15 protein-coding genes are annotated in these 12,109 nt (G+C 62.6%); 14 read left to right on the plus strand and 1 reads right to left on the minus strand.

What is annotated here, in order from left to right:
- Positions 1 to 34 precede the first annotated feature (34 nt).
- Positions 35 to 514: a hypothetical protein gene (locus tag O6Y00_RS19625; RefSeq protein WP_132741244.1), complete on the minus strand. Its 480-nt coding sequence runs from the start codon at positions 512 to 514 to the stop codon at positions 35 to 37.
- A gap of 345 nt (positions 515 to 859) precedes the next feature.
- On the opposite strand from O6Y00_RS19625, the gene O6Y00_RS19630 reads away from it, so the two are divergent.
- From O6Y00_RS19630 to traU, 14 genes are read left to right on the plus strand one after another with little or no spacing between them, the layout of a single operon-like run.
- Entirely contained in the window at positions 860 to 1,180 is a 321-nt protein-coding gene (locus O6Y00_RS19630) for a TrbC/VirB2 family protein (RefSeq protein WP_353444229.1), read from the plus strand.
- 59 nt (positions 1,181 to 1,239) lie between these two features.
- The gene (gene traL, locus O6Y00_RS19635; RefSeq protein WP_031439148.1) at positions 1,240 to 1,530 is read left to right on the plus strand and encodes a type IV conjugative transfer system protein TraL; all 291 of its coding nucleotides are present in this window, start codon (positions 1,240 to 1,242) and stop codon (positions 1,528 to 1,530) included.
- Position 1,531: 1 nt separating this feature from the next.
- Positions 1,532 to 2,104: a type IV conjugative transfer system protein TraE gene (locus O6Y00_RS19640; RefSeq protein WP_353444230.1), complete on the plus strand. Its 573-nt coding sequence runs from the start codon at positions 1,532 to 1,534 to the stop codon at positions 2,102 to 2,104.
- On the plus strand, positions 2,101 to 2,919 hold the full coding sequence (locus O6Y00_RS19645) for a type-F conjugative transfer system secretin TraK (protein WP_353444231.1): 819 nt from the start codon (positions 2,101 to 2,103) through the stop codon (positions 2,917 to 2,919). The genes O6Y00_RS19640 and O6Y00_RS19645 overlap by 4 nt, the downstream gene beginning before the upstream one ends.
- A 3-nt stretch (positions 2,920 to 2,922) precedes the next feature.
- Entirely contained in the window at positions 2,923 to 4,260 is a 1,338-nt protein-coding gene (locus tag O6Y00_RS19650) for a TraB/VirB10 family protein (RefSeq protein ID WP_353444232.1), read from the plus strand.
- On the plus strand, positions 4,247 to 5,113 hold the full coding sequence (locus O6Y00_RS19655; protein ID WP_353444233.1) for a DsbC family protein: 867 nt from the start codon (positions 4,247 to 4,249) through the stop codon (positions 5,111 to 5,113). The genes O6Y00_RS19650 and O6Y00_RS19655 overlap by 14 nt, the downstream gene beginning before the upstream one ends.
- Positions 5,110 to 6,063, plus strand: coding sequence for a conjugal transfer protein TraV (locus O6Y00_RS19660; protein ID WP_353444234.1), 954 nt, complete (start codon positions 5,110 to 5,112; stop codon positions 6,061 to 6,063). The genes O6Y00_RS19655 and O6Y00_RS19660 overlap by 4 nt, the downstream gene beginning before the upstream one ends.
- Entirely contained in the window at positions 6,060 to 8,642 is a 2,583-nt protein-coding gene (gene traC, locus O6Y00_RS19665) for a type IV secretion system protein TraC (protein ID WP_353444235.1), read from the plus strand. The genes O6Y00_RS19660 and traC overlap by 4 nt, the downstream gene beginning before the upstream one ends.
- A gap of 5 nt (positions 8,643 to 8,647) precedes the next feature.
- Entirely contained in the window at positions 8,648 to 8,989 is a 342-nt protein-coding gene (locus tag O6Y00_RS19670) for a hypothetical protein (protein ID WP_353444295.1), read from the plus strand.
- Positions 8,986 to 9,642, plus strand: coding sequence for a TrbI F-type domain-containing protein (locus O6Y00_RS19675; protein ID WP_353444236.1), 657 nt, complete (start codon positions 8,986 to 8,988; stop codon positions 9,640 to 9,642). The genes O6Y00_RS19670 and O6Y00_RS19675 overlap by 4 nt, the downstream gene beginning before the upstream one ends.
- The gene (locus tag O6Y00_RS19680; protein WP_435368655.1) at positions 9,632 to 10,174 is read left to right on the plus strand and encodes a S26 family signal peptidase; all 543 of its coding nucleotides are present in this window, start codon (positions 9,632 to 9,634) and stop codon (positions 10,172 to 10,174) included. The genes O6Y00_RS19675 and O6Y00_RS19680 overlap by 11 nt, the downstream gene beginning before the upstream one ends.
- A 23-nt stretch (positions 10,175 to 10,197) precedes the next feature.
- Complete coding sequence (gene traW, locus O6Y00_RS19685; RefSeq protein ID WP_353444297.1) at positions 10,198 to 10,809, plus strand: type-F conjugative transfer system protein TraW; 612 nt, start codon at positions 10,198 to 10,200, stop codon at positions 10,807 to 10,809.
- Positions 10,809 to 11,087 (plus strand): hypothetical protein, encoded by a 279-nt coding sequence (locus O6Y00_RS19690; protein ID WP_332747199.1) that lies wholly within the window; start codon positions 10,809 to 10,811, stop codon positions 11,085 to 11,087. Before traW ends, O6Y00_RS19690 begins: the two co-directional genes overlap by 1 nt.
- The gene (gene traU / locus O6Y00_RS19695; RefSeq protein WP_353444237.1) at positions 11,084 to 12,100 is read left to right on the plus strand and encodes a conjugal transfer pilus assembly protein TraU; all 1,017 of its coding nucleotides are present in this window, start codon (positions 11,084 to 11,086) and stop codon (positions 12,098 to 12,100) included. Before O6Y00_RS19690 ends, traU begins: the two co-directional genes overlap by 4 nt.
- The last annotated feature ends 9 nt before the right edge of the window (positions 12,101 to 12,109 follow it).

The following is a 12,109-nucleotide window of genomic DNA, read 5'->3' on the forward strand; positions in this document are numbered from 1 at the left end:
AAAGGCAACCCTAAAGCTGGTTCGAAACAAGTGGTTATGGTCGTTTAGGTCGCAACGGGATGACGTTCGCATCTTTCTTTTTCAGGGAAACGCGATAATTTTCGGCCTCAGAAGCGGAAAGCCCAAGCTTTGTGAGAACCTCCGTAGCATTCCGTTCAACAATGAGGTCAAAAAGTACCAGCGACACAGCGTCAGCTAAGAGAACCTCTTGCCCGAGTGCCTCACCAAGCGAGAGTGCAGCTGCCTCGATCGTGCTGGCGCTGGTCTCTAAGATAGAGAAGTCGATCTCGACCTCCCCCTCGCTCGAGATTATGCGAAGATGGTTTCGCATGTCCTCAGCGTCATAGCTATTTACCAAGTCGGAAGCACGCTCGGCGCGTTCGTCTATGACCATAGGCAAAGAATAATACGAGCGATGCTTGTTCGACAAAAGTCTGACACCTTCGGTGGTCAGCCGGAAATAGTGATCCGAGACGGAAATATAAAACGCCTTTTCAGCCGTCACTTTGGTCAACCTTCAATCCCGGGTCCAATCCGGACCCTTGCATACTCATAAAAGGCGAAAACCGCATTCTGCAGCGTAACAGCTAAACCAGTTACGATCTGGATGCCAAACTAGATGACCGGGTATCCCAAAACAGGCCGCCCGCGTCTCTCGGGCAGGTGCCCTGAAATTCCGGGCGGGCGCCCGGCCCAGTCGGGCAAGGTGATTCGAAAAAGGCAAGATCGGCTCGGAATGTTAAGAAATGCATAAGCGTTAGCAATGTTCCGACGATTTCCATTTGCGACTGAAGATTGCTGCCGGCCAATCTCCTCTTGGGCGCGCTGAACAGCGCTCGATCGAAGGAGACTCCTTATCATGAAGACCACGTTCAAGATCGGCTGTCGCGCCGAGACGACCGCCCTGGCGGTCATTGGTGCGGCAGCAGCAGCCGCTGTTCTCGCTTCGCCGGCATTCGCCGGTGCAGACGCTACGTTCAACACGGCACTCAATGCCTTCACCGGCTTCCTCGAAGGTTCGGGCGGCAAGATCATCACCGTCCTGTCGCTCGCTGGCGGCGTCGTCGGCCTGGCCTCGGGCCGCTTCTCGCTCGGCCAGGTCGCGATCCCGGTCGGTGTGGGCGTCGGCGCCGGTACCGGCATTCCGATCGTCACCTCGACCGTCACCGCCACCATCTGAACCGACCCGGTGCCGGCGTTGATAGCAGCTTCGCCGGCACCGTTTTTGAAGGTGGCGTGATGTCAGCCGATAAGTACGTGATCCCATCGCACCTCGACGATCCTGAGCTGATCGGGTTCTGGACGCTCGACGAGTTCCTCGCGATGGTTATCCCCTTTACTTGGGGGATCCTGTCCCAACACATCGTCATCGGGATCGGCTTAGCCGTCCTAGGCTGGTGGGCCCTTAGGAGGGCAAAGGCGGGACGGGCAACGTCGTGGCTGATTCATCTGGCGTATTGGCATCTGCCAGGCGGCTTCCCGTCGCTGCGCGCCACGCCACCTTCCTACCTCCGACTAATGGTGGGCTGACATGGATTTTTCCTACCAGCACGCGCAAAGCCAGCGCGTCCTTCGCCAGCGTAATGTCCTCGGTATAGCCGCACTGGTTCTTGCCGGTTTTGTTGCGCTCCTGCTCCTGATGTCGGCGACACGTAGCCGCGAAATCGTGCTGCAGCCTGTTCTTGGCTCGCCGGTCACGCTGTCCACGTCGGGTGTCTCGCGCGAGTATCTGGAGCTTGTGACCCGCGACACGGCCGTGCTGACGCTTAACCGCACGCCGAGCAGCCTCGATTACTGGATGAAGTCGGTTCTCGCGATCGTCTCGCCCAAGTCGCAGGGCAAGATCAAAGCCGACCTCCTCAAGATCGTCGATGAGCAGCGCGGCTCCAGCATGTCGCAGTATTTTGCGCTCGAGGGCATGGAGATCGACCCCAAGGCGCTCCAGTCCACCGTGTCGGGCAAGCTCAACACGGTCATCGGCCAGAAAATCGTGTCATCCGAGCAGCGGACCTTTGTCTACGACTGGGAATATGCCGGCATGACCCTGAAGCTCGTCGGCTTCAGCATGGTCCAACCCAAGACCCGTCCGGGAGCTGCGATGTGACCGCAATCTACGCTTTTGGCAGTGCTGCGCTCGGCACTGCCCTCTCCAGCCGCAACTTTTGCTGGCTGAGCCGCATCGCCGGTGCCGCTCTAATTGCCGTGGCGATCTTCGTCTTTGCGGCCCCTGCCTTCGCTGCTGGCGACCAGACGCTGATGGCCGACGACGGTGCGCAGGTATCCTGCAACGCGTCCGCCAAGGATCTCACCCGGATCAGCCTCGTCGGCGACGAGTTCGCTGGTGTGTCCAAGATCAATACGGGCAACCCCTCGGACGACTTCTCCGTCGTCAACGAGCCGGTCCGCGGCGACATTTACCTATCGGTCCCGGAGGGCTTCGGCCGCCAGCTCCTGTCGTTCTTCGGCACCAGCAAGCGCGGCTACGTCTACAAGTTCCAGTGCCGGATAAGCGGCGATCAGGCCGTGCAAGTGTTCGTCTCGAACCCCGCGATTGCCAAGGCCGACGCTGCGGAAGCCGTTACGACTACCAAGGTTGCACAAACCTCCTCGCCGGAAGAGGCCGCTGTAACGCTGGTGCAGGCGATGTACGCCAACAAGACGGTCGACGGCTTCGAGATGCGTCAGCGCTCGCTCAAGCCCGTCTATGTCGGCGACCTCAAGGTTCAGATGATCGCTGAATATCACGGCGACGCTCTCACCGGCCGCGTCCTGCGCATCGAAAACAAGGGCACCAAGGAAACGGTGCTGACCGAGGCCAGTGTGGCGCCGTCGAGCGCGCTCGCGGTCTCGATCGCCGAACCCAAGCTCGCGCCGGGTCGGGTCACGACCGCTTACCTCGTCTCGCGGAACGGAAACTAAGCCATGGGCATCAAAGATATCTTCTCTCGCGAGCGTAAGCCGCTCGACGCTCCTGAAGTCGTTGACGGCGACGGTGTATCCCCGATCGCGTCGGAACTGGATGGCAACGTAGAGACCCGCAAGAAGCAGCAGATGAAGCTCGCTGTCGGGTGCGGCGTGGTCCTCGTCGCCTCCTCCTTCTGGATCTTCGGTGGTGACGACGCGGCCAAAAAGATCGATCCCGATAGCGCGGACAGGAAGACGGTCTCGGTCAGCGACATGACCAACAAGACCAAGTCCGAGCAGGAGTGGATGGCGCAGTCCGAAAACCGCTTCCAGTCCAACGAGAACCAGCTGAAGGGTGTCGAAGGTACGAACGCCCGCGTCGCGCAGCTTGCCGAACAACTCGATGCGATGCGCGCGCAGAACCAGTCGATGTCGAGCGATGGCCAGCGCGTCGTATCCGCCTATCAGGCCGAAAACGATCAGTTGCGTCGCCAGGTCAACGAGCGTGCCGCAGCGCCTGCCCCGATGCCCGGGCCGCAGGCAATGTACGGTCCTGGTAGCGCCGCCCTCTACGGTCGCTCCGGCGCGGCAGGCGCTACTCCCGGTCCGGACCTTCCACCTACGCGCATAAGTGAAGTAAAGATGGTCTCGTTTGGCTCCGCCGAGGCCGGTAATGCCTCGAAGGTTTCAAAGGGCAGCACGGTCTACACCGACAGTCCGAACTACCTTCCACCCAACAGCTTTGCCAGCGCCAAGGTCATCGTCGGTGTCGATGCCGCAGCCGGCACCAACAGCCAGACTGATCCTTTGCCTGTCGTCCTTCGCGTCACCGGCCCCGCGCGGTCGGTGCTGCAGAATGGCAAGCTGCTCACGACGAAAATCCAGGGCTGTCTCATCAACGGTGCGGCGCGCGCAGAACTTTCGAGCGAGAAGGTCTACGTAAAGCTGCAGAAGATGACCTGCCCGCAACCGGGCGGTCGCTATGCCGTATCTGAGGTAAAGGGTTTCATCGCGTTCGGCGGCAAGACTGGCGTTCGTGGCCGCGTCGTCAGCCGAGAGGGCTCACTGGCGATGCAAGCCTTCTTCGCCGGCCTGGTCGGCGGGGCGGGCTCAGCGCTCAACTCGGCCTTTAGCATGCCGGTCATCAACACCGCTGCCGGAAACGGCAGTATCAACCAGACGCCTAATCTCGGCAACGTCGGGCTTCGTGCCCTTGGCGGCGGTGCGTCAGAGACAGGCAAGGACGTCTCGAAGTACCTGATCGAGCGTGCCGAGCAGTACCAGCCGGTCATCGAAATGCCGACCGGCGTCGACGTCGAGATCGTCTTCCTGGAGGGTGTTTATGTTCGGAACTGATAGCACCGCCGACAGGCGTCTGACCGTTGGTCGGGTGCTGGTCCTTCTTTTGGTCATTGCAGCGTTCGTTGCTGCCGCGATCGGCGCGAAGGCCGCCTATGCCGCGCTTCGTCCGGCAGACGCATCGGTGATCGCCCTTCTGAAGGCCCGCCTGCCCAAAACGCAGGTCAGCAAGGTCGATTGTGCGATCGTCGATGGCCTCTGCGAAGTGACGGCCGGCAACAACCTGTTCTACGTCGATCGCTCGGGACGCTACCTCGTCATCGGTCGTGTCTACGATATGGAGACGCGGCAGGATCTGACCGCAACTCGCCTCCTCGAGATCAACCCGGACATGCTGATTGGCGGCGCAGCCAAGGCCAACAACGCACCCGAAGGCGGCGAGCCCCCCATCGCCAAGGCTGCCGGCGCTGCTTCGCCGACAACCCCTTCACGCATTTCGCTCGACGGTCTCCCCAAGGATGGCGCGATCGTGTGGGGCAATCAGTTGGGCAAGACGGTTACGGTCTTCAGCGACTTCCGCTGTGGCTATTGCCGGGCACTCTCGAACACGTTGCGGTCGATGAACGTGCGTGTCGTCGAACGTCCGATCTCTGTTCTCGGAAGTCGTGACCTCGCCAATCAGGTGTATTGCGCCAAGAACCGCGAGACCGCGCTGCATCAGGCCTATGCCGGCGAGACTCTGCGCAACGCCGCAACCTGCGACACCTCAGGCCTCGATGCCAATGAGCGCTTCGCTCGCTCGCACGGCCTGAACGGAACACCCGTCATCGTCCGCGCCGATGGCGCGATGATCGAGGGCTATCGTCCCAAGGAGGCGCTCGCCTCCTTCGTCGCTGGAGGCCAATCGTGAATAAGGTCCATGTTTGTCTCGCCGTCGCCCTCGCCTCCGGCACCATGATGACCGGCTGCACGACAATGGGCGGTAACATCAAGGGCAGCTTCACCTGCGTCGCACCCGACGGCATCTGCGCGCCTAGCTCCACGATCGATGATCGCGCGCTGGCGATGATTGCGGGCGAGGATGGCGATCGCATGATTACGCCAGCTGGCCCGTACAGCGCGCCGCAAAGCGCCGGCCGCGGTTTCGATACCGCTGCCGCTGCGCCTGCGCGTAGCCAGGAACGCGTGCTTCGCATCGTCTTCCCGGCGCAGATCGACGGTGCCGGTCGCCTCCACGAACAGACCGCGGTCCATGCCGTCGTCGAGCGCGGCGAATGGCAGCGCGCGCTGGCGAGCAACGCTGTCGCGACGACGCCAGCACAGGTTCAGGCGGCAACGGGCGGCGACACGCTGCTTGCAGCTGTCGACCGTGCCGATCCTCCCTTCATGGAGGATTCCGCGACTGCTGATCCGGATATGCCAAGCGCAGCTGCCGTTGCTGCCGCTCGCGTTCAGGCGGATCCTGTCGGTGACATCAAGGATCAGGTCGTGCGTCGGCTCTCGAAAGCGCCGCGCCGCCTTTCGGTGTCGCCATCGGCAATCCGCACCCCGACCGCTGTGACCTATGGCTCGAAGTCTGCGTCCCCCACGCCAAACTTGCCGGTCGCGGTTGGCATGACCACAGCCTCCAAGCCCCTTTCCTCACCCGCGCCTGTCCGTCCGGCCGTCACCACCACCTCGGCAGTAATTGCGCCGAAGTACGTAACCCCGGCCGGTCGCACCGCGATCGCCGCGGTCGGCGCCAACCCGGCCGTCCGCGCGGGCCTTGCCCGCGCCGAACCTGAAGCGCGGGAGGCGGTAAAGACGGCGAACCCGCTGCCGGTGCTTCGCGCGTCCTCGTTCCCCGGAGTTGTCCAGTGAGCATCTTCAAAGGCCTGCTTGCCACGCTCCTCGGCGACTCCGCCAAGCCTGAGAACGGCCGTCCGGACTCGGTTGTCCCGCGGCTTGTCCATTGGCTGCCCTACCGCAGCTACGATCCGAAGACGCAAATCTACTACAATAGCGCCTCACGCGGTTTCTTCCTCGAAGCGACCCCGATGATCGGCGCAACCGAGCAGAGCCACGAAATGCTGGCCCAGCTGCTGTCCGAAGGAATTCCGACGCCGGGTGCCCTGCAGGTCCATGGCTGGATGAGCCCGCGCATCAGCGAGAAGCTCTCGCAGTGGTACATGCCGCGCTATTCGGCATCGGGCATTTACGAACGCATGGCGCGACACCGTACCGAGTATTTGATGGGCGGCGTATGGAACTCGTTGTCGGCATCGGCTCCCTTTTGCCTGCGCAATCACCGTCTCGGCCTGTCCTACTCCACCCCGGAATCGAGCCGCGTCTCGAACGAGCAAATTACCTCAGTCATGGAAGGGCTGATCTCGGCTCTGGAGTCGCTCGGCGTCCATGCGCGCGCAGTCGACCCCAAGGGCCTCATCTCGTGGATCGATGACATCACCTCGCCCACGACGGCACCCGGTGACGACACGATCACCTACAATCCGTTCGACCCGATCGCAGACCAGGCCGTGCGTCACGACCTCGAAATGAGGATCGAGCCTGACCGCATCCTCCTACGCACCGAGCGGTTCCGTCCGACTGGCAAGACCGTCGACCATGCCCCGGAGATCGGCGAGATCTACCCGGACACGTTTGACGTGCGCTCCTTCTCGGTGCGCAACCTGCCGCAACGCTGGGCGCCCTGGGACATGGCCAAGCTCATCGGCGACATGTTCGCCGACAAGCTGCGCATGCCCTGCCCGGTCTCGACCAACCTGTGCCTCGACTTCCCCGACGCGGAGGCCTCCGGGCAACGCGCCGGCCGCAAGTTCATGCGTACCACCAGCCTCGCCGACAGCAAGTCCGCGCGCATGTTGCCACAGCTGAAGGACCAGTCCGAGGAGTGGCGTTTCGTGAAGGACGAGCTGCGCCAGGGCCGCAAGCTGGTGCAGGCTTTCTACTCGGTCACCTCGTTCAGCCCGAAGGGCAAGGGCGACGCCAATGAGCGCATCCTGAAGTCGGTGTACCGCGCGGCAGGCTGGGATCTGCTCGATGATCGCTATCTGCAGATCCAGGGCCTGCTCGCGGCGATGCCCATGACGATGGCCAATGGTCTGTCGTTCGACCTCAAGAACATGAAGCGGCTGCGCACTGTACTGACCACGACCGCTGCCAGCCTGATGCCGCTGCAAGGCGAATATCTTGGCGGCAACAACCCGCACCTGATGCTGATCGGCAGGCGCGGCCAGCCCTTCTTCTGGTCGCCATTCGAAAACACGGCGGGCAACCATAACGTGGCCGTCTTCGGCAAGTCGGGCTCGGGCAAGTCGGTGGCCCTTCAGGAGTTGTGCGCCTCGATGGTCGGCGCCGGTGCCAAGGTCGTTGTGATCGACGACGGCCGTTCGTTCGAGCACTCCTGCAAACTGCAGGGCGGCGCGTTCGTCGAGTTCACGATGTCGTCGGGCTTCTGCATCAATCCGTTCTCGATGATCGATCCAGTGCTGGCGGAGACCGATGAGGATTACCTCATGGACTGCTTCGCGATGCTGAAATCAATCGTGAACCAGATGGCGCGGCACATCGACAAGCTCGACGATACCGAGCGCGGCCTGATCGATGGCGCGATCAACAAGGTCTGGACGGAGAAAGGTCGGCAGGGCTCGGTCAACGACGTCATTGCCGCGCTCGACGAGACCAAGAACCCGCTCGCCATCAATCTCGCGATCGCGATGCGGCCCTTCTCGACTAACGGCACCTATGGCCGCTTCTTCGAGGGCGAGGTGTCCTTCAAGCTCAAGAACAACCTGACGGTGTTCGAGCTGTCGGATCTGTCGTCGCGCGAGGAGCTTCGTTCCGTCGCCCTGACGGCAATCATGTTCATGGCGTCACAGGCCATGCGTCGCGAGGACCGCTCTGTCCCCAAGGCGCTGCTGCTCGATGAGGCGTGGCAGATGCTCAAGGGCGGCTCGATGGCCGACTTCATCGAAGCCTATGCACGTACTTGCCGCAAATACGGCGCGTCGCTGGTGACCGCCACGCAGAGCCTCAACGACTATTACAAGTCGGACGGGTCGAAGGCGGCACTCGAGAACAGCGACTGGTTCGTCATCCTCCAGCAAAAGGCTGAGACGATCGCCGACTTCAAGAAGCACGATCGCTTCGAGATGGATGACTACACCGACGCGCTGCTCCGCTCGTTGAAGCGCAACGGCTCCGAATATTCCGACGTGATGATCAAGGGTCCAGAGACGCTGGCGGTCGGCCGGCTCGTCCTCGATCCCTATTCTGCGACGGTTTACTCGTCATCGCCCCGCACCTTCGCGGCGATCCATGACCTGCTCGCGCAGGGTCTGACGATGGAAGAGGCGATCGAACGGGTCGCCTACCCCGACAACCCCGAGAAATGGACCGATCCGAGCGCCGATGACGCGCTGGCGATCGCAGCGGAGTGACCACCATGGCAACCGTTATTCAGCCTTTCAATGCGACACGCAAAGTCGACTACGGCTACCTCCTCTATTTCGGACTGCACTTCGCGGGCTTCCTGGCCACGACGCTGCTGATGACGTGGGGCGTGTTCGTCCTCTTCTTCTTGGCGCTCGGCAGCTTCTCGCTCGATGGCATGATGAACCATCTGCAGAACCTGACCAGCCGCTACCTCGCCGCGGACATTGGCCGGCTCGACCAGTTCAAGATGATCGTCGGTATCGTTCATATGGTCATCTCCGGCGCGATCATGTTCTTCCGCCGTCACGCTATTTTGCCGCGTGGTGCCGCCCACTTGGAGCACGGCGCATGACCGAGGCCGTTGACACCCCCACGGCCGAACCCGCTGTGACTGCTCCTGCCGCGATCACTGTCCGGCGCAAGACGGTGTTCGCAGGCTACACCGCCGCGCAGCTGCTGATCGCTGCCGGCCTCGTCCTAGCGCTGGTATGGGCCATGTGGGTCACCAAGTTGGTGATAGCTGAAGAGCCGCAGCACATCGTCAAGGCAGACCTGTCCCGGATCGTTGGCGAGTACGTGCAGGCGCAGGCCCGCAGCGCGACCCCGCCCGGCCAGGTCCAGGCGCAGATGCGCACGTTCATGGCATCGCTCGATACGGAGCTGCAGCGTCGCGGTGCGGCTGGCCAGGTCGTGCTCGTCGGCGAGGCAGTCCTGTCCAAGAGCGTGCCTGATATCACCGCGGACGTCGCGAGAGCCGTCTATGCCTCCGGGGTGAGGGCACCGATGCCGGCGACGCCCGCGCAGATGGGCTCGATGATGCAGGGTCAGGTGCCTGCCGCGCCGGCGATCGCGCCTGTCGAAATGGCGCAGGTCGCACCCGTTCCCGCCGCGCCGAACCCCTTTGCCGCAGTGCCTGCCCCCGCCACTGCGCAGGACGTCGCGCCGGTTGATCCGTCGGTTGCCGGCGCCATGGTCTCAAGCTTTGGTGGTCCCGGTGGCCAGTAAGGCAATTGCGGCGCCAGCAGCGGCCGAGGGCTTCCGTCCCCGCAAACACCTCTGGGCAGCGCTTGGCTTGTTCGTCGCCGGTGGGATCTCGCTGAACGCGATCGCCGAGTGGCGCGACACGCACGGACTGCTCATCAACGCGTCGGAATCGCTGCCGAACTGGGCATTCGTCATCCACAAGACGGCAGTGCCCAAGCTTGGCGAATACGTCTTTTTCGCGCCGCCTGCCGTGCCGCTCGTCATCAAGCATTTCGGTGCGAAGAAGCAGATGTTCGGCAAGATCGTCTACGGCATGCCGGGTGATACCGTCGTGCACCGCGGCGCGGATGTGTTCGTCGTCGGCAAGCTCGTCAGCCACATGAAGCCTTTCACCAAACTGGGTGAGCCGCTGGTGGCCGGCCCGACGGGCGTGATCCCGCAGGGCTGCTACTATGTCGGCAGCCCGCACAAGGACGGTTTCGACAGCCGCTATGCCGCGATCGGCTACGCCTGCTCGAACAAGATCGTTGGCGTCGGGGACCCAATCCTGTGAGGACCGCCCCCGATCTCTGTGTGATGTTCGCGGTCAGCGCGCTGCTGACCTCCTCCGTTGCGATCGCCAGTGACCACGGCGTCGTCGGCCAGGCCTTTCCGATCATCGAGCCAGATTTGCTGACGACGATCGAGGCCCGCCTGCAGCGTCTCCAAGCCACCGGCGGGATGGACCGCATGAACGCGGAGTTCGCCAAGCGGTCCGAGGCGCGCGTGCGTCGGCCGAAGCCCGTCGCCGGTATTACCGCGGCAACGGAGCCACGCAGCTGGGCCTATGATCCAACGATCGTCATCGAGCGCGACGTTCAGGACCAGCAGGGCAACTACATCGCCCGTGCCGGCCAGACGGTGAACCCGCTCGACTTCGTAGCGGTCCATCAGGCCCTCGTGTTCGTCGACGGCGATGACGCCGCACAAATGGAATGGGCCACGTCGCAGTACAGCGACATGAAAGCCAAGATCATCCTCGTGAACGGCTCGCCGATCGAGGAGATGACCAACCGCAAGCGGCGCTTCTATTTCGATCAGGAAGGTCGCCTCACCGGCAAACTCGGCATTCGGCACACCCCGGCCGTTGCTGTGCAGAATGGCCGCGTCCTGAAGCTCTCGGAAATCAAGCTGAAGGGAATAAGTTGATGCCGTTGTGGCTCGACCTCCTGCGCACGCCGATGGCTGCACCTGAAACCGACGACCTGCGCACCATGCGCCGGACCTTCCAGGTGCTCTGCGTGCTGTCGGGTATCGGTGTGATCGCAATCTCGCCGCTTGTTGCCCTGTTCGGCCGTCCCGCCTCGTTCGTCGTAGCGGCGATCCTGGCCACGACCGCGTTGCATACCGCGCTTTACGTTTTCCGTAAGAACCGCGCCGACAATGCGTTCCTCGACGCCGCACAGTCGTCGGAAGAGCACGCATGAAGCTCTTGCGCTTCCTGACGCTGTTGCTGGGTACGTTCGTGCTTTCGACGACACTCAGCCCGCGCGCGGAGGCGCAATCGAAGTGCTCGGGCAAATTCGTGAACCCGATCACCGACGTCTGCTGGTCGTGCCTGTTCCCGCTTTCGGTGGGCGGTCTCAAGATCTGGCCGAGCAATCGCGCCGACACGGAAAACCCGTCCCTCCCCGTCTGCGCATGTGGCAGTCCGGTGCCGCGCATCGGCATTTCGGCCGGCTTCTGGGAGCCCGTTCGTCTTGCCGACGTCACCACCAAGCCGTGGTGCTTCGTCAATCTGGGTGGCACAAAGATCGCGCCCGGCTTCGACATCGGTCAGGGCCAGTTGTCTGGACCATCGCAGACCGGCGGAAACGGCCAGAACACGTCCAAGTGGCACGTCCACTGGTACGTCTACCCGCTCCTGTACTGGATGGAGATCCTGACCGATTTCCTGTGCTTCGAGCAGGCGTCGTTCGACATCGCCTACATGACCGAGGTCGACCCGCTCTGGCAGGATGACTCGCTTACCGCGCTTATCAACCCGGAAGCCGTGCTGTTTTCGTCGCCGATCGCACAGGCTGCGTGCGCCGGCGACTGCATCGCGGCAACCGCCAAGCTGCCGCTCGATGCGACCTTCTGGTGTGCTGGGTGTCAGGGTCCAATGTATCCGGTCAACGGCAACATCGCCGCCTCGATCGGCCATGTGCAGGCGTCGCGTCTCGCGCTTGCCCGCTTCGCGTTCAAGATCCACCGCGAAGGTCTAGCCTGGGGCACGATGGGCTCGAAGGGCCTCTGCAACAAGTATCCGATGCCGGTTCTGCGCAAGCAGCAATACCGCGTCCAGATGGTCAACCCGATCCCGATGGTCAGCGGCAAGATGGCCTGCTCGCCGCTTGGGGCCTCCACCATGCCACCACAGGCAGGCCGGTCCTTCCCCGTGAAGGGTGAGGACATGGGCTACCTCGTCTGGCGCAAACGCAACTGTTGCGTGCTCTGAGGAGAGACG

It is taken from the genome of Sphingomonas faeni (assembly GCF_040407565.1).
In the GTDB taxonomy this organism is placed as follows: Bacteria; Pseudomonadota; Alphaproteobacteria; order Sphingomonadales; family Sphingomonadaceae; genus Sphingomonas; species Sphingomonas faeni_F.

What these genes read in the sequence shown, in the direction of transcription:
- O6Y00_RS19690 (WP_332747199.1), top strand. Translation starts at nt 10,809, where the DNA reads ATGCCGTTGTGGCTCGACCTCCTGCGCACGCCGATGGCTGCACCTGAA.
- O6Y00_RS19640 (WP_353444230.1), top strand. Translation starts at nt 1,532, where the DNA reads ATGGATTTTTCCTACCAGCACGCGCAAAGCCAGCGCGTCCTTCGCCAG.
- traW (WP_353444297.1), top strand. Translation starts at nt 10,198, where the DNA reads ATGTTCGCGGTCAGCGCGCTGCTGACCTCCTCCGTTGCGATCGCCAGT.
- O6Y00_RS19650 (WP_353444232.1), top strand. Translation starts at nt 2,923, where the DNA reads ATGGGCATCAAAGATATCTTCTCTCGCGAGCGTAAGCCGCTCGACGCT.
- O6Y00_RS19655 (WP_353444233.1), top strand. Translation starts at nt 4,247, where the DNA reads ATGTTCGGAACTGATAGCACCGCCGACAGGCGTCTGACCGTTGGTCGG.
- O6Y00_RS19670 (WP_353444295.1), top strand. Translation starts at nt 8,648, where the DNA reads ATGGCAACCGTTATTCAGCCTTTCAATGCGACACGCAAAGTCGACTAC.
- O6Y00_RS19630 (WP_353444229.1), top strand. Translation starts at nt 860, where the DNA reads ATGAAGACCACGTTCAAGATCGGCTGTCGCGCCGAGACGACCGCCCTG.
- traL (WP_031439148.1), top strand. Translation starts at nt 1,240, where the DNA reads ATGTCAGCCGATAAGTACGTGATCCCATCGCACCTCGACGATCCTGAG.
- traU (WP_353444237.1), top strand. Translation starts at nt 11,084, where the DNA reads ATGAAGCTCTTGCGCTTCCTGACGCTGTTGCTGGGTACGTTCGTGCTT.
- O6Y00_RS19675 (WP_353444236.1), top strand. Translation starts at nt 8,986, where the DNA reads ATGACCGAGGCCGTTGACACCCCCACGGCCGAACCCGCTGTGACTGCT.